General features: G+C 73.6%; 17 protein-coding genes. 6 read left to right on the forward strand and 11 right to left on the reverse strand.

The genetic code is table 11. The annotated features are described in order from the left end of the window. Positions 1 to 2 precede the first annotated feature (2 nt). Positions 3 to 1,298, reverse strand: coding sequence for an MFS transporter (locus RM572_RS19255; protein WP_311674599.1), 1,296 nt, complete (start codon positions 1,296 to 1,298; stop codon positions 3 to 5). A gap of 126 nt (positions 1,299 to 1,424) precedes the next feature. On the opposite strand from RM572_RS19255, the gene RM572_RS19260 reads away from it, so the two are divergent. Beyond that, entirely contained in the window at positions 1,425 to 2,369 is a 945-nt protein-coding gene (locus RM572_RS19260) for a LysR family transcriptional regulator (protein ID WP_311674601.1), read from the forward strand. Positions 2,370 to 2,687: 318 nt separating this feature from the next. Here the strand turns inward: RM572_RS19260 and RM572_RS19265 are convergent, their stop codons facing one another. Then, entirely contained in the window at positions 2,688 to 3,446 is a 759-nt protein-coding gene (locus tag RM572_RS19265; RefSeq protein WP_311674602.1) for an alpha/beta hydrolase, read from the reverse strand. Between the two features lie 121 nt (positions 3,447 to 3,567). Here RM572_RS19265 and RM572_RS19270 point away from each other — a divergent pair, with 121 nt between their 5' ends. Continuing rightward, the gene (locus tag RM572_RS19270; protein WP_027765108.1) at positions 3,568 to 4,740 is read left to right on the forward strand and encodes an adenosine deaminase; all 1,173 of its coding nucleotides are present in this window, start codon (positions 3,568 to 3,570) and stop codon (positions 4,738 to 4,740) included. A gap of 141 nt (positions 4,741 to 4,881) precedes the next feature. Then, positions 4,882 to 5,316 carry a hypothetical protein gene (locus RM572_RS19275; protein ID WP_027765107.1) on the forward strand — a complete coding sequence of 145 codons (435 nt, stop codon included), beginning with the start codon at positions 4,882 to 4,884 and terminating at the stop codon, positions 5,314 to 5,316. Positions 5,317 to 5,352: 36 nt separating this feature from the next. On the opposite strand, the gene RM572_RS19280 is transcribed toward RM572_RS19275, so the two are convergent. The 5 genes from RM572_RS19280 to RM572_RS19300 all read right to left on the reverse strand — a co-directional run bounded on the left by RM572_RS19280 (position 5,353) and on the right by RM572_RS19300 (position 9,376). Next, a complete protein-coding gene (locus RM572_RS19280) occupies positions 5,353 to 5,550 on the reverse strand; it encodes a PspC domain-containing protein (protein WP_027765106.1) in 198 nt (65 codons plus the stop codon). A gap of 104 nt (positions 5,551 to 5,654) precedes the next feature. Continuing rightward, positions 5,655 to 6,266, reverse strand: a complete 612-nt coding sequence (locus RM572_RS19285; RefSeq protein ID WP_311674603.1) for a VanZ family protein — start codon at positions 6,264 to 6,266, stop codon at positions 5,655 to 5,657. A gap of 77 nt (positions 6,267 to 6,343) precedes the next feature. Next, on the reverse strand, positions 6,344 to 6,994 hold the full coding sequence (locus RM572_RS19290; RefSeq protein WP_311674604.1) for a hypothetical protein: 651 nt from the start codon (positions 6,992 to 6,994) through the stop codon (positions 6,344 to 6,346). Beyond that, positions 6,991 to 8,649 carry a HAMP domain-containing sensor histidine kinase gene (locus tag RM572_RS19295; protein WP_311674606.1) on the reverse strand — a complete coding sequence of 553 codons (1,659 nt, stop codon included), beginning with the start codon at positions 8,647 to 8,649 and terminating at the stop codon, positions 6,991 to 6,993. The genes RM572_RS19290 and RM572_RS19295 overlap by 4 nt, the downstream gene beginning before the upstream one ends. A gap of 49 nt (positions 8,650 to 8,698) precedes the next feature. Next, positions 8,699 to 9,376 carry a response regulator transcription factor gene (locus tag RM572_RS19300; RefSeq protein WP_027765104.1) on the reverse strand — a complete coding sequence of 226 codons (678 nt, stop codon included), beginning with the start codon at positions 9,374 to 9,376 and terminating at the stop codon, positions 8,699 to 8,701. A gap of 199 nt (positions 9,377 to 9,575) precedes the next feature. Between RM572_RS19300 and RM572_RS19305 the strand changes: the two genes are divergently transcribed. Continuing rightward, a complete protein-coding gene (locus RM572_RS19305; protein ID WP_311674607.1) occupies positions 9,576 to 10,325 on the forward strand; it encodes a SigE family RNA polymerase sigma factor in 750 nt (249 codons plus the stop codon). A 142-nt stretch (positions 10,326 to 10,467) separates the two neighbouring features. Here RM572_RS19305 and RM572_RS19310 read toward each other — a convergent pair whose 3' ends face one another. After that, positions 10,468 to 11,106 carry a uridine kinase family protein gene (locus RM572_RS19310; protein ID WP_311674608.1) on the reverse strand — a complete coding sequence of 213 codons (639 nt, stop codon included), beginning with the start codon at positions 11,104 to 11,106 and terminating at the stop codon, positions 10,468 to 10,470. Between the two features lie 152 nt (positions 11,107 to 11,258). Here RM572_RS19310 and RM572_RS19315 point away from each other — a divergent pair, with 152 nt between their 5' ends. Further along, the gene (locus tag RM572_RS19315) at positions 11,259 to 11,687 is read left to right on the forward strand and encodes a hypothetical protein (protein ID WP_311674609.1); all 429 of its coding nucleotides are present in this window, start codon (positions 11,259 to 11,261) and stop codon (positions 11,685 to 11,687) included. Between the two features lie 74 nt (positions 11,688 to 11,761). Here the strand turns inward: RM572_RS19315 and RM572_RS19320 are convergent, their stop codons facing one another. The 3 genes from RM572_RS19320 to deoC are packed head-to-tail and all read right to left on the reverse strand — an operon-like array spanning position 11,762 to position 15,034. After that, positions 11,762 to 12,628: an aldehyde dehydrogenase family protein gene (locus RM572_RS19320; RefSeq protein WP_311674610.1), complete on the reverse strand. Its 867-nt coding sequence runs from the start codon at positions 12,626 to 12,628 to the stop codon at positions 11,762 to 11,764. Continuing rightward, positions 12,621 to 14,057, reverse strand: coding sequence for an aldehyde dehydrogenase family protein (locus tag RM572_RS19325; RefSeq protein WP_311674695.1), 1,437 nt, complete (start codon positions 14,055 to 14,057; stop codon positions 12,621 to 12,623). Before RM572_RS19325 ends, RM572_RS19320 begins: the two co-directional genes overlap by 8 nt. Beyond that, positions 14,054 to 15,034 carry a deoxyribose-phosphate aldolase gene (gene deoC / locus RM572_RS19330; RefSeq protein ID WP_311674696.1) on the reverse strand — a complete coding sequence of 327 codons (981 nt, stop codon included), beginning with the start codon at positions 15,032 to 15,034 and terminating at the stop codon, positions 14,054 to 14,056. The genes RM572_RS19325 and deoC overlap by 4 nt, the downstream gene beginning before the upstream one ends. A gap of 109 nt (positions 15,035 to 15,143) precedes the next feature. Here deoC and RM572_RS19335 point away from each other — a divergent pair, with 109 nt between their 5' ends. After that, positions 15,144 to 15,791 carry a PH domain-containing protein gene (locus RM572_RS19335; protein ID WP_311674611.1) on the forward strand — a complete coding sequence of 216 codons (648 nt, stop codon included), beginning with the start codon at positions 15,144 to 15,146 and terminating at the stop codon, positions 15,789 to 15,791. The last annotated feature ends 7 nt before the right edge of the window (positions 15,792 to 15,798 follow it).

The raw sequence follows: 15,798 nt of genomic DNA on the forward strand, positions 1-15,798 counted from the left end.
GCTCAGGCGGCGAGCGGGGCCGCGCGGCGGGCGCGGACGGCGCGGCGCGTGGCGTAGAGGGTGACGCCGGCCGCGCCGACCAGCGCGAGGAGCGAGAACGCGACCGTCGCCGGCCAGCCCCCGCCGTGGTACGCCAGCGCGCCGACCGTGCCGCCGACGGAACTGCCCAGGTAGTACGCCATCTGGTAGAGCGCCGACGCCTGCGCCCGCCCCTCGGTGGCCGTACGGCTCACCGAGCCGGACGCCACGGCGTGCCCCGCGAAGAAGCCCGCCGTGATGAGCACCAGTCCGCCCGCGACGGCGAGCAGGCTGTCCGCGAGGGACAGCAGCAGGCCGGTCGTGGTCGTCACGATCGCCACGTACAGCGCGCCGCGCCGGCCCAGACGTCCGTGCAGGCGGCCCGACGTCGCGGACGACACCGTGCCGACCAGGTAGATGACGAAGATCGAGCCCGCCAGCCCCTGCGACAGCCCGAACGGGTCGCCGACCAGGCGGTAGCCGATCACGGTGTAGACCGCGCCGAAGACCGTCATGAACAGCAGCCCGATGACGTACAGCCGGACCAGCAGCGGGTTCGCCAGGTGCGTGCGCACGGTCTGCGCCAGCGCCCGCGGGCTCACCCGCGACGGGGTGAAGTGGCGTGCCCTCGGGGCCAGTACGGCGTACGCCACGGCGCACAGCAGCGTCGCCACGGCCAGCGCGGCCAGCGCGGCGCGCCAGCCCCACATCTGGGTGACCCAGCCGGTGAGGATGCGGCCGGACATGCCGCCGATGCTGTTGCCCGCGACGAACAGGCCGACCGCGCCGACCAGCGCCCGGGCCCGCACCTCCTCGGAGAGGAACGCCATGGCCGACGCGGGAACGCCCGCGATCGCGACGCCCTGGGCCACGCGCAGCGCGGTCAGTGCGTCCAGTGACGGAGCCAGCGGCATCACCAGCGCGAGCGCCACCGCGACCGCCAGGGAGACGGTCATGGTCCGGCGGCGCCCGAAGCGTTCGGACAGGGCGCTCAGCGGCAGCACGGCGACGGCCAGGCCGATCGTCGCGCCGGACACCGTCCAGCTCGCCCGGCCCGCGGTGACGCCGAGGTCCGCCGAGATCGCCGGCAGCAGCGCCTGCGTGGAGTAGAGGAGGCCGAAGGCGACCAGGCCGGCGGCGAAGAGCGCGAGGCTCAGCCGGCGGTATCCGGGGTCGCCCGGCCGGTACTTGGTGGACTCGGGGTCGTCGGACCGGGCACCGGCGCGCGGGGATACGGCGCCCACTCCCCCGGTGGACGCCCTGGTATCAGCAGAAGGCATGCCCCGAACGTACGACCGCCCCCGCTCATGCGTCCAATGCACGAAACTGCAAGAATCGTTCCACCAGTGCATCAACCGAGGTGAGGGCCGCCCGTGTCACCGACCCGAAACGACGAAGACATTTCCGTGACATCCCCGACACCGGACACCGGGCACGACTGGGGACTGGAGCTGACACCCCGGCTCGCCCACTTCGCCGCCGTCGCGCGCCACGAGCACGTCACCCGCGCCGCGCAGCAGCTGGGCGTCCCGCAGTCCACGCTCAGCCGGGCGCTGGCCCGGCTGGAGGACGACCTGGGCGTCGCCCTCTTCGCCCGCCGCGGCCGGACGGTCTCCCTCACCCCCGCCGGACACACCTTCCGCGTCGCCGCCGAACGGGCGCTCGCCGCCGTGGAGCAGGCCGCCGAGTCCGTGCGCTCCGACGCCGACCCCGCGACGGGCAAGGTCGCGTTCGGCTTCCTGCACACCCTCGGCTGGGAGACCGTGCCGGGCCTGATCCGTGCCTTCCGCGCCGAGCACCCCGGGGTGCGCTTCGCGCTGGTGCAGAACTACGGCGAGGCCATGCTGGAACGGCTCGCCGCCGGGGGCCTGGACCTGTGCCTCACCTCGCCCATCCCGGACACCGCCGAACTCGCCGCGCGCGGGCTGGTGGCGCGACGGCTGGACGAACAGCGGCTCCGGCTCGTCGTGCCCGACGACCACCGGCTCGCCGCCCGCAAACGCGTCCGGCTCGCGGAGGCCGCCGAGGAGCCGTTCGTCACCCTGGAACCGGGCTACGGGATGCGGCGCATCCTGGAGGCGCTGTGCGCGCAGGCCGGCTTCCAGCCGCGCATCGCCTTCGAGGGCGAGGAGGCGGAGACCATCCGCGGGCTCGTGGCCGCGGGGCTGGGCGTCGCCCTGCTGCCCCCGCCGGCGGTACCCCGGCCGGGGGTGCGGGAACTGACGGTGACCGCGCCGCGGGCGGTGCGGGAGATCGGGCTCGCGTGGATCGACGGCCGTGACCCCGAGCCCCCGCCGGTCGCGGCGTTCCGCCGCTTCCTCCTCGCTCGCCGCGGCACGCTGCTGGGCTGACGCCCGGCCCGCTTGTCCGCACCCGTCCGCCTCGCCGTCGCCGAAGGCGCGGGGACTTCTGCGGGAACACGCCGCCGGCGCAGGGCTCCCCGGACCACGCCGGACCGCCCCGCAGCGTCGGAGTCATGGGGACCTCCAGGCCCGCCGGGGCCGTGGGGCGCATCGCGAGGCCGACGCACGCCCCTCGTACCCGTTCGCCCCGGCGACGCGACAACCGCGGCCACCCCTCCGGCAGGGAGGTACCCCGGCCCGACGGGCTGAGGGGGAGGGGCGCCGTGGCGTGCGCGGCGGGGCCCGGGCGATCCGCCGGGGCGGGGCCTAGCGGCGCAGCGAACGGCCGAAGCCCGTGGCCAGCGGCATCCGCAGGCCCAGCGGCGGAGGAGCCGCCATCGCGTCCGTGAGCGGCCGGCAGAAGTCCCGTTCGCACAAGGTGCCCAGGACGAAGTCCTCGGCCAGCGCCGCGACTTCCTGCCGGTGCTGGAACAGCGCGTGCCCGTCGGTGTGCACCTCGAACCGGCACACGTCCGCGTTCACCTTCTTCGCCCGCGCCGCCAGCCGGAACGACGTCTCCGGGTGGCTGTGCGCGTCGTCGGTGCCGTGCACCATCAGCACGCTGCGGCCCGCGAGTTGCCTCACCGGTTCCTCCTCCCGGCCGTCGGGCAGCCAGGGCGCCAGGGCGAGGACGGAGGCGACTGCCGGATGCCCGGCGGCGCGTAGCGCCGCCCGCGCGCCGACGTCGGTGCCGGCCAGGCACACCGGCACGTCGCCGTAGCGGCGCACCACCTCGTCGACCGCCCACTCCGCGTCGCCCGCCGTGTGCGCCTCGGCGCCGTTCCAGCCCCGGTACCGGTAGCGCACGACGTGCACCGCGAGGTCCGCCTCCCGTCCGGTGCGGGCGAACCTCCGGGCCAGCGGCAGCATCGCCGCGGTGGCGCGCGCCGAGGGCCGCCGCACGCTGTGCGCGGTGCCGCCCGGCAGCAGCAGGACCACGCCGCACACAGCACGGTCGCCGCCCCGGGGTCTGCCCAACCTCGCTTCCCTGACCGGCACTCGGTCCGGCAACGCCTGCTGAGTCATGGGCGCCACGATGGCAGACCCCGCGCCGCTGCGGGACGCCCCGTACAGCACCTTCACGACCCGCCGGGGGCTCGCGCGGGCGACCATGGCGGTCTACGCGCGTAGGCGCTACAGTACGAAAATGACGAGCGAGACACCCCTCACCATTCCGACACCGGAGCAGATTCGTCGCGCCCCGAAGGTGCTGCTGCACGACCACCTCGACGGCGGGCTGCGCCCGGCCACCATCATCGAACTGGCCCGCGAGGTGGGCTACGAGGGGCTGCCGGAGTCCGAGGACGCCGAGCGGCTCGACTCCTGGTTCCGGGAGTCCGCGGACTCCGGCTCCCTGGAGCGGTACCTGGAGACGTTCTCGCACACCTGCGCCGTGATGCAGACGCGCGACGCGCTGGTGCGGGTCGCCGCCGAGTGCGCCGAGGACCTCGCCGCCGACGGCGTGGTCTACGCCGAGGTGCGCTACGCCCCCGAGCAGCACCTGGAGGCGGGCCTCACCCTGGAGCAGGTCGTGGAGGCGGTCAACGAGGGCTTCCGCGAGGGCGAGCGCCGGGCGCGCGAGGCGGGCCGCCGCATCCGCGTCGGCGCGCTGCTCACCGCGATGCGGCACGCGGCCCGGGCGCTGGAGATCGCCGAGCTGGCGAATCGTTACCGCGACCTCGGCGTCGTCGGCTTCGACATCGCGGGCGCCGAGGCCGGCCACCCGCCCACCCGCCACCTCGACGCGTTCGAGTACCTCAAGCGGGAGAACAACCACTTCACCATCCACGCCGGTGAGGCGTTCGGCCTCCCGTCGATCTGGCAGGCGCTCCAGTGGTGCGGCGCCGACCGGCTCGGACACGGCGTCCGCATCATCGACGACATCCAGGTCGCCGACGACGGGCAGGTCAAGCTGGGCCGGCTGGCGTCGTACGTGCGCGACAAGCGGGTGCCGCTGGAGCTGTGCCCGTCGTCGAACCTCCAGACCGGGGCGGCCGCCTCGTACGCGGAGCACCCCATCGGGCTGCTGCGCAGGCTCCACTTCCGCGCCACGGTCAACACCGACAACCGGCTGATGAGCGGCACCAGCATGAGCGGCGAGTTCCAGCACCTGGTGGACACCTTCCGCTACACGCTGGACGACATGCAGTGGTTCACCGTCAACGCGATGAAGTCCGCGTTCATCCCTTTCGATGAACGTCTCGCCATGATCAACGAGGTCGTCAAGCCGGGCTACGCCAAGCTGAAGTCCGAGTGGCTGTTCCACGACCCGGCTCCGGGCGCGGCTCCGACCAGCGGTTCCGCGGACTCGGCAGGCTGATCCGGACCCGTGGGCGACGCGGCCGGGGAGAACGGCGACACGCCCCTCCCCGGCCGCCTCCACCTGTTTGCGGGTGATCCACGGGCCTGGCTACGTTCGCCGGAACCGCCCGAAGATCCCCCACGACAGGACGTGTCACCCATGAAGCACGGAACGATCAAGGCTCTCGGCGTCACCGCGCTCGGCGCCGCCTTCGCGGCCTCCGGCGCCGGCGCCGCCTCCGCCGCCGACCTCGGCGAGACGGTGGAGACCACGGGCCGCCAGCTGGTGTCCGCCCCGCCGGTGCAGGACGCGATGGCCGGCGGAGACTCCGTCGCCCGGATGCCCACCGCCTCCGACGACGTGGTCGCCTCCACCCTGCCGGCCGACGTGGCGAAGGCCGAGGGGGGCGAGGGCACGGAGGGCGGCGAAGGCGGTCCGGGGAAGATGCTCGGCGGCCTGCCCCTCGCCGGTCAGCTCGCCGGCAACAGCGGCCCCACCGAGACGGTCACCGACACCCTCGGCGGCGGTCTGCCCACGGACGGCCTGCCGCTCACCAGCGGCTCCCTCGGCGGTGGCGGTCTGCCGCTGGGCTGACCGTCCGGCGCGGTGATCTCCCGCCGGTCCCGGTCCTCACCAGGTCGGCTGCCGCTGGGCGTTGGGGAGGAAGATCCACAGCGCCAGGTAGATCAGGAACTGCGGTCCGGGAAGCAGGCACGAGACGAGGAAGATCACGCGCATCGTCCCCGGCTTCATGCCGAACCGGCGGGCGAGTCCCGCGCACACCCCGGCGATCATCCGGTTGTCCTGCGGGCGTACGAGTGCGGCCATGACGGCGGCTCCCATCTGTGTGCTCTCGAAGCGTTGCACCGGTCCCGGCGGTTCCCGGACCGTGTGATCCACCGTAGGAGGGCAACAGGGCGGAAAGCGTCCCGCTACGGGGCGATCCCGACCCTGGAACCTCTCGGGGTACGTCCCCGAGTACCCTCCTCCGCGAGACCGATCCGGGGCCGGTCGTCCCGGTCCCGGGTGAACGGGCCCGCGGGTAGGCGCAGCAGCCGCCGGCGCAGCGAGGGGTACAGCAACAGGTGCGCGAGGGCCACGCCGGCGGCGTTGAGCATCATCGCGTCCACCGTCACCGGGCGGCTCGGTGCGCCGCTGCGCAGCACGGCCACGCCCAGCGCGAGGAACACCCCCATCAGCACCGTGCGCAGGGCCGTCGCCACCCGGGGCCCGTACAGCCGCCCGGCGGCGAGCGGGAGCAGCACGCCCACGGGGGCCAGGAGCAGCAGTTCGCCGCCGATGCCGATCAGCGCCGCCTGCGGCCCGGCCGCCAGGTCGGCCTGGATGGTCACGAAGGGCTGGAGGTTCGACGGCGGCACCCACGGGACGGTGCGGGGGCGCAGCATGAGCCAGCCGACCGTAAGGAGGTGGGCGCCGAGCAGAAGGGCGGCCGCCGCCCGGATACGGGACGACGTGGCGCGCCCGGGGACATGACCGTGCACAACGGGGGAGACGCGGGCTTCCTCGCCCGCGGTTCCGGCCACCGCTCCCACGCTTCCGGGTACCCTCGCGACCGGCCCCCGCCTCGCGACCGGTCCCCGTCTTGCGACCGCATGCCGGCTCACGACCCGACCGGCGTGCCGGCCCTGTCCGCCGCGTCGGGGCTGTTGCGCAGCTCGGTGGTGCAGGCGATGCGCCGTGGCGGCTCCGGCACGGGGGCGTCCGCCGGCCCGGCCAGGACCACGGTGCCCTCCTGCGGCGCGCCGGCCTCCGTCTCGGCGAAGGTGCACACGATCTGCGCGAGGGCGAAAGGCGGCAGCCCGGCCGGGGCCGTGCTGAGCCGCAGGGTGCCCGGCGGATCGGTCCGCGTGCCGGGCCCCACCTCCAGCCCGGGCGGCACCTGGCTGGCGAACCCGGCCGCTCGCTCCCGGGGCCCGGGCTCGTCGGACAGCGTCCCCAGCAGCGCCCCGGCGACGTCCGCCCGTCCCTCGGGCAGTCGCACGGACCGCTGCACCGGGCTGACCCGCGAGCCGCACACCAGGTAGACCCGCACCACGGTGTGCCGCGGCGCGGGGGTCGTCGGTCCGTCGTCGGGCAGCACGCAGGCCACCCGCGAGGGCGCGGCCCCCGCGTCCACCGGCACCGACGTCGGCTGGATACCGCAGCCGGCGACCGCCAGCAGCGGGAGCGCCGCGAGGGCCCCGGCGAGCGCGGCGTACGAACGCCGCGGAGCGGCCGGAGCCGCGGGACGCGGCGGAGCGGTCCGGATCATGCCTCGTTCTCCCTGCCGGCGTCGTCGTCCCAGCGCGCGTCCCCGTGCTGCTCACCGTCCGCGTCCCGTCCGCCGTCGCGGCCGCGGTCCGGGTGCCGCCCGCGCGGCCGACGCCCGGCCGCGGCGTCCCCCTCCGGCTCGGCCAGCTCGCTCGCGTCCCGCGGCAGCAGGAGGGTGAACACCGCGCCCTCGTCGGGCGTCTCGCCGTTCCGTGCGCGGATGGTGCCGCCGTGGATGTGCGCGTTCTCCATGGCGATGGACAGCCCGAGGCCGCTGCCCTCCGACCGCGGCCGGGACGCGCTCGCCTTGTAGAACCGGTCGAAGACGTGCGGCAGCACGTCCTCCGGGATGCCCGGTCCGTGGTCCGTCACCTCGATCACCAGCGCGTCGTCTCCCGACGGCGCCGCGCCCGGACGGACCCGCACCGACACCCGTACCGGAGAGCCGCCGTGCTTCAGCGCGTTGCCGATCAGATTCGCCAGGATCACGTCCAGCCGCCGCGGGTCGAGGCGGGCCGTGATGCCGCGGTCCGCGTCCAGCTCCACCGCGTCCAGCCAGGCGCGGGCGTCGATGCACGCCGTCACCATGTCCGCCACGTCCACGTCGTCCAGCACCAGACGTGCGGTGCCGGCGTCGAAGCGGGTGACCTCCATGAGGTTCTCCACCAGGTCGGCCAGCCGCCGCGTCTCGCTGACCACCAGGCCCACGGCCGGGGCGATCATCGGATCGAGGTTGTCCTGCTCCTCCTCCAGCACCTCCGTCACCGCTGAGATCGCGGTGAGCGGCGTCCGCAGTTCGTGCGACATGTCGGCGACGAACCTCCGCGAGGACGCCTCACGGGCGCTCAACTCCGCGACCCGCTTCTCCAGCGAGGCGGCCGTGGCGTTGAACGTCCGGGACAGCTGCGCCAGTTCGTCCGTGCCGGAGACCTTCAGCCGGGTGTCGAGTTTCCCCTCGCCGAGCCGCCGGGCCGCGTCGCCCAGCCGCCGCACCGGCCGCAGCACGGTCGTCGCCGCCGCCTGCGCCAGCAGCATCGCGCCGATGAGGGCGAGCGCCGTCGCGATGCCCAGTGACCAGGACAGCGACGACAGGTCGTCCCGCTCGGCCGCCAGCGACTTCAGCATGTAGCCGCTGGGGGAGGGTTGCCGGCCGATCAGTTTCGCTCCGCCCACCAGGTAGGGGTCCTCCTCGCGGACCACGCGCTGCCAGTACAGGTGGTACGGGAACCGGTTCGCGTCGTCGACCTCGCGGCGCCGGTCGACGGCGCTCCGCAGGCTCTCCGGCACGTCCGAGTACGTGAAGAAGCCCGGTGCCGAGGCGGCCCGGCAGGCGCTGCCGTTCCGGTCCTCGCCGAGCAGCACCACTTCGTACCCCTGGGTGCTGTTCGCCATCCGGCCCGCCGCGTCGCGCAGTTGCGCGCAGTCGTACTGCCGGGGCAGTTGGCCGACGTGGTCCTCCATCGCCTTGCGGAAGTCCTTCAGCGCCGCGTCCTGCGCACGGGTCAGCACGGCGTCCCGGTTGAGCCAGTACGCGATCCCGGACGCCGACACCGCAGCCGCCAGCGCCACCAGCGCGAACACCACCACCAGCCGCAGCCGCAACGTGGGCAGCAGGCCCGCCAGCCGGCCCCGAAGGCGCGTCAGAGCACCTCTCACGACGCCGCGTCCCTCCCCGGAACCGGCCGCACCGGCGCGGCGGCGGCCGTCACTGCGGGGCGTCCAGCCGGTACCCGACCCCGCGCACGGTGCGGATCAGCGTGGGGGAGGACGGCACGTCCTCCACCTTGGCGCGCAGCCGCTGCACACACGCGTCGACCAGGCGCGAGTCGCCCAGGTAGTCGTGCTCCCACACCAGCCGCAGCAACTGCTGCCGGGACAGCGCCTGCCCCGGACGGCGACTCAGCTCCAACAGCAACCGCAGCTCGGTGGGCGTCAGTTGCAGGTCCTCGCCGTTCTTGGTGACGGTCATCGCGGCCCGGTCGATCACCAGCGAGCCGAACGTCGCCGAGTCGCTGGCCTCCCGCTCGCCGCGCCGCATCACCGCGCGGATGCGGGCGTCCAGCACCCGCCCCTGCACCGGCTTGACGACGTAGTCGTCGGCGCCCGACTCCAGGCCCACCACCACGTCGATGTCGTCGCTGCGCGCGGTCAGCAGGATGATCGGCAGCTGATCGGTCCGGCGGATGCGGCGGCACACCTCGAAACCGTCGATGCCCGGCAGCATCACGTCCAGCACGATCAGGTCCGGACGCTGCTCGCGCAGCATCTTCAGTCCGTCCTCGCCGGACGCCGCCGTCACCACCCGGTGACCCTGCCGCGACAGGCTCATCTCCAGGGCCGTACGGACCGCGTCGTCGTCCTCGATCAGCAACAGGAAAGCCACACGCGCCATTCTGTCCCATGCGCCCCGCACACTTCGACCGCACGGCGCTCCCGGCATCCCATCGGACGACCCGGTCACGGCCCCGCGGCGCCCTGTGACAGGCCTGTGACAGTCGGGGGACCCCCTGATGAAACTGGCGCGGCAGTGTAGTCACCAGCAAGCAGGCGAACGGGCCGGCACCGGAAGAGGGAGGCGCGAGATGAGCACTCTGCACAGCACGAGGAGCAACGCAGCAGTCATCCAGACGCGTCTGCACACCACGACGGTTCCGCAGGCCCGCGTCGCGGAGAAGCCCGGCACGGTGAGCGGGCGGGGGTGCGCTCGCCGTGCCGGTCACAGCCGTCCGCCGCACATCGCAGCGGTGGAGGGCACCGGGGGGAACGCCGGCACCGGGGAGGCCGCGCGGGAGCCGCGCAGCGCCTCCTCGGAGGTCGAGTTCACGGACTACGTCCGCGAGCGCCGCGCCTCCCTCTACGCCACGGCCTACCACCTGACCGGCGACCGGTTCGAGGCCGAGGACCTGCTCCAGAGCGCGCTGTTCTCGACCTACCGGGCCTGGGACCGGATCACCGACAAGGCGGCCGTCGGCGGCTACCTGCGGCGCACCATGACGAACCTGCACATCAGCGCCTGGCGTCGCCGCAAGCTCAACGAGTACCCGACGGAGGAGCTGCCCGAGTCGCCCTCCGCCGACCACGACGCGATGCGCGGCACCGAACTGCGCGCCGTGCTCTGGCAGGCGCTCGCCCGGCTGCCCGAGACGCAGCGCACCATGCTGGTGCTCCGCTACTACGAGGGCCGCACGGACCTCGAGATCGCCGACATCCTGGACATCAGCGTGGGCACGGTGAAGAGCAGCATCTGGCGCTCGCTGCGCCGGCTGCGCGACGACGAGGCGCTGAGCCTCGGCCGGGACCAGGAGGAATGCTTCGGAGAGCTGGTCGCCTGACGCGACGGGCCCCGAGGGGGGAACGGGGGACACGGGGGAAGCACGGGGGAACGGGGGACGACGGGTGCGGCCGGACGGGGGGTCCGGCCGCACCCGCCTTCGTGCGTCCGCGAACGCCGAGCCCGCGCAGGGGTCTTCCGTCTTACGCGTGGACCGAGCCGCGCTCCGTCACCCGGAGGCCGGAGATCCTGCGGAACGCCTCGTCCCGCGCGCACGCGTGGGCACCCAGTCCGCGGTGCCGCGCCACGATCGCGCCCTCGGCCCGCATCAGGGCCCAGCCCCGGCGCACCAGGAACGGAACGGACTTGCGCCCCTCCCGCACGTCGCGCAGGAGCCTGCGGCGGAAGGTGGTGAAGGGCCGTCCGCGCAGGCAGATCGCGTCCGCGAGCACGTCCGCGGCCGCGCAACGGGCGGCGATGTCCGCCGCGAAGATGCCCTCGGCGACGAACAACGGGGCGCCGTGCAGCGCGAACTCCGCCGCGCCGGTACGGGAACTCGTCGCGATGTCGTACACCGGCACGGTGGTACGGCCGTGCGCGCACAGGTCCGTCAACGCGGCGAACGCGGCGTCCGCGTCCCAGGAGCCGGGCGCGTCCCAGTCGGTGGCGCCGTCGGGCAGCCGGGGCAGCGAAGGGTCGCCGGTCTCCTTGTAGAAGTCGTCGAGGCGCAGCACGGGGAGTCCGGTGCGGGCGGCGAGTCGTGACTTCCCGGCCCCCGAGGGGCCGGTCAGCAGAATCACGCGGGCGGGGACGTCGTTCGCGGGGCGGGCGCTGGAGGTCACGAGACACCATTGTCGCTCATCCGTGCGACATCGACGCCCCCGCGTCCGGAGATTCCCGTCCGGGTGAATCCCGGGCGGAAGAGCGGGTTCGCCCACCCCTGCGTACTACGCTGTGTGCTGATCTCGTCACACGTACGTCAGGCAGGTGGATCGTGACTTCTCGCCCGCGGCACGCTCGGAGGAAGGAATCGCGGCGCGCGCAGGCAGTCCTGCGCGTCGGGCTGACCGTGACGGCGGCCGGAGCCGCCCTCGCCGGAGCCGGAGGGCTGGCGCACGCAGCGGAGCCCAGCACCGTCGAGACGCCGGTCGGCGCACTCGACACCTCGGTGGTGCACGAGCCGCAGGAGACGCTGCAGTACGCGCTGGAGCACAGCGCCGGCGGCGCGCTGCGGCCGGTGGCCGACCTGCCGATCAACCCGATGGCCGGCACCGGCTCCGACCCGCTGGACAACGGCATCGGCACCCAGGTCGCCGATTTCAAGCCCATCGGCACCGAGACGGTGACCGGCCCGCTGGCCGACGGCGCCTCGCTGGACGAACTCCCCGTGGTGCAGGCCCTCGGCGGCATGCTGCGCCGCTGAACGCTCGCCCACGTGTACGCGCGGCGCGTGCCCCGGCCGCCTCCGCAGCCCCGGGCACGCGCCGTGTCACGTGCTCAGACACCCATCGGGTGCCACACCGTCTTCGTCTCCAGGAAGGCGGTCATCCGCTCGGTGCCGGGCTCGGCGAACCAGTCGGTTCCCGTCCCGGGCCGCAGCACCCGCTTGACCGTGTCCGCCGCCGCGACCTCCAGGTCCTTCGCCAGACCGGCGTCCGCGCCCGCGAGGTCCACCGCATTGACGTCCTGGTGCGCGGCCAGCGAGGGGGCGATCTCCGCGGCGCTGCCGGTCAGCACGTTCACCACGCCACCCGGCACGTCCGACGTCGCCAGCACCTCGGCCAGCGACAGCGCGGGAAGCGGCGCGTCCTCCGCGGCGACCAGTACGGCCGTGTTCCCGCTGACGATCACCGGAGCCAGCACCGACACCAGGCCCAGCAGCGACGACTTCCGCGGCGCCACCACGGCGACCACGCCCGTCGGTTCGGGGGAGGACAGGTTGAAGTACGGCCCCGCGACCGGGTTCGCGCCGCCCACGACCTGGGCGATCTTGTCCGACCAGCCCGCGTACCAGACCCAGCGGTCGATCGCCGCGTCCACCTGCGCCGCGGCCTTGGACTTCGACAGCCCGTCCGCCGCGCCCACCTCGGCGGCGAACTGGTCGCGCCGGCCCTCCAGCATCTCGGCGACCCGGTAGAGCACCTGGCCCCGGTTGTACGCCGTCGCCCCGGACCAGCCGCCGAACGCCTTCCGCGCCGCGGCGACCGCGTCACGGGCGTCCTTCCGCGACGCCTGCGGGGCGTTGGCCAGCCACTGGCCCTTGGAGTCGGTCACCTCGTACACCCGTCCGCTCTCCGAGCGGGGGAACTTCCCCCCGACGAAGAGCTTGTACGTCTTGAGAACACCCAGCCGTGCGTCAGACATCGAGGTAGGCCTCCAGACCGTGGCGGCCGCCCTCGCGGCCGAACCCCGACTCCTTGTAGCCGCCGAACGGCGAGGTCGGGTCGAACTTGTTGAACGTGTTGGACCAGACGACGCCCGCGCGCAGCTTCGACGCCATCTTCAGGATGCGCGAGCCCTTCTCCGTCCAGATGCCCGCCGACAGGCCGTACGGCGTGTTGTTCGCCTTGGCGACCGCCTCGTCCGGGGTACGGAAGGTCAGCACGGACAGCACCGGGCCGAAGATCTCCTCCCGCGCGATCCGGTGGGCCTGCGACACGCCGGTGAACAGCGTCGGGGCGAACCAGTAGCCCGAGGAGGGCAGTTCGCACGCGGGGGACCAGCGGTCCGCGCCCTCCGCCTCGCCGGCCTCGGCCAGCGCGGTGATCCGGGCCAGCTGCTCGGCGGAGTTGATCGCGCCGATGTCGGTGTTCTTGTCCAGCGGGTCGCCCACGCGCAGCGTGCCGAGGCGGCGCTTCAGCGACTCCAGCAGCTCGTCGGCCACCGACTCCTGCACGAGCAGCCGGGACCCGGCGCAGCACACCTGGCCCTGGTTGAAGAAGATGCCGTTCACGACGCCCTCGACCGTCTGGTCGATCGGCGCGTCGTCGAAGACGATGTTGGCGCCCTTGCCGCCCAGCTCCAGCGTCAGCTTCTTGCGCGTGCCCGCGACCGTGCGGGCGATCTCCTTGCCCACGGCCGTCGAGCCGGTGAAGGCGACCTTGTTCACGTCCTCGTGGGCCACCAGTTCGGCGCCGACCGGGCCGTCGCCGGTGATGATGTTGACGACACCCCGGGGCAGCCCGGCCTGGCGGCAGATGTCGGCGAAGAACAGCGCCGACAGCGGCGTGGTCTCGGCCGGCTTGAGCACCACCGTGTTGCCGGTGGCCAGCGCCGGGGCGATCTTCCAGGCCAGCATCAGCAGCGGGAAGTTCCACGGGATGACCTGCGCGGCCACGCCCAGCGGCTTCGGGTCCGGCCCGTACCCGGCGTGGCCGAGCTTGTCCGCCCACCCCGCGTAGTAGAAGAAGTGCGCGGCGACCAGCGGCAGGTCGGCGTCCCGGGTCTCCCGGATCGGCTTGCCGTTGTCCAGCGTCTCCAGCACGGCCAGCTCGCGCGACCGCTCCTGGACGATCCGCGCGATGCGGAACAGGTACTTGGCGCGCTCGGCACCCGGCAGCGCCGACCACTTCTCGAACGCCCGCCGTGCGGCCTTCACCGCGGCCTGCACGTCCTCGGAGCCCGCCTGCGCGACCTCCGACAGCACCTCCTCGGTCGAGGGGGACACCGTCTTGAACACCTTGCCGTCGGCGGACTCGCGGAACTCGCCGTCGATGAACAGCCCGTAGCTCGGGGCGACGTCCACCACCGAGGCGGACTGGGGAGCGGGTGCGTACTCGAATGCAGACATCAGTCCACCGTCACGTAGTCGGGACCGGAGTAGTGGCCGGTGCTGAGCTTCTGACGCTGCATCAGCAGGTCGTTGAGCAGGCTGGAGGCGCCGAAGCGGAACCAGTCGGGGTGCAGCCAGTCCTCGCCGGCCGTCTCGTTCACCGTCACCAGGTACTTGATGGCGTCCTTGCTGGTGCGGATGCCGCCGGCCGGCTTCACGCCCACCTGCGTGCCGGTCGCCGCGCGGAAGTCGCGCACCGCCTCCAGCATCAGCAGCGTGTTCGGCAGCGTCGCGTTCACCGCGACCTTGCCCGTCGAGGTCTTGATGAAGTCCGCGCCGGCGAGCATCGCCAGCCAGGAGGCACGGCGGATGTTGTCGTAGGTCGACAGCTCGCCGTTCTCGAAGATCACCTTCAGGTGTGCGGTGCCGCACGCCTCCTTCACGGCAAGGATCTCCTCGAAGACCTTGCCGTACCGGCCGGCGAGGAAGGCGCCCCGGTCGATGACCATGTCGATCTCGTCCGCTCCCGCGGCGACCGCGTCGCGGGTGTCCGCGAGCTTCACGTCCAGGGCCGCGCGGCCGGCGGGGAAGGCGGTCGCGACCGACGCGACGTGGATGCCCGACCCGGCCAGCGCCTCCTTGGCGGTGGCCACCATGTCCGGGTAGACGCAGATCGCGGCGACCTTGGGCGTCGTACGGTCCGACGGGTCCGGGTTGGCGCCCTTGGCGCACAGCGACCGCACCTTGCCGGGGGTGTCGGCACCCTCCAGCGTGGTCAGGTCGATCATGGAGATCGCCAGGTCGATGGCGTGGGCCTTGGAGGCGTTCTTGATGGAGCGCGTGCCGAGCATCGCGGCACGCGCCTCCAGCCCCACGGCGTCGACGCCGGGGAGGCCGTGCAGATACCGGCGCAGCGAGGTCTCGGACGCGGTCACGTCCGCCAGGGGGCTTCCCCCCGGAGGGGCACCGGGGGCGGTAGCGGTGGGCGCAGAAGACATGGTCACCACACGAGCATATCTACACGCGTAGCGTCCCACGACGGGGCGCCCCCGGATCGATGCCGGACCGCAATATCCGCCATGCGGACGGTCGGGCACAATCACCCCCATGACTTCGCAGAACCCGCCGGTGGCCGACCGCTGCTACCGGTCGCCGGCCGCACTCGCCGCAGGCGTGGCGCTCCTGGCCATCGCCCTCTGGCTCGGCTCCGACGCGCTGATCCGCGGCTCCGGACGCCAGCAGATCACCGTCGGCGCCGGCCTCCTGTGCTTCGTCCCGCTGGTCGTCGCCTTCACCCTGCGCCCCGCCGTCTTCGCCGGGCGCGAGCGCCTCCGGGTCCGCAACCCGTTCCGCACGATCAGCATGTCCTGGCAGTCGGTGGACTCCCTGCGCTCCGGCTACACCAGCGAAGTCGTCGCCGACGGCACCACCTACCAGCTGTGGTCCGTCCCCGTCTCCCTCCGCGCCCGGAAGGCGGCCATCCGGCACAACGCCCGCGTCGACGCCGGCCACAAGCCGTCCCGCGGCCTCTTCGGCGTGGGCCTCAGCGAAGCCGTCACCGGCGAGGGCGAGGGTGGCCGGAAGACGGCCACGTCCGACAGCGTCATCCACGAACTGCGGGACCTCGCCGCCAAGCACGGCGAGGACGGCACGGCGCCGGCCCCGAGCGCGCCGGTCACCGTGCGGTGGGCGTACGAGGTCCTGGCCCCGCTCCTGGTCGGCGCCGCCGGCCTCGCCTACGTCCTGGCGACCTGACCCCGCC

It is taken from the genome of Streptomyces hazeniae (assembly GCF_031845485.1).
Classification (GTDB): domain Bacteria; phylum Actinomycetota; class Actinomycetes; order Streptomycetales; family Streptomycetaceae; genus Streptomyces; species Streptomyces hazeniae.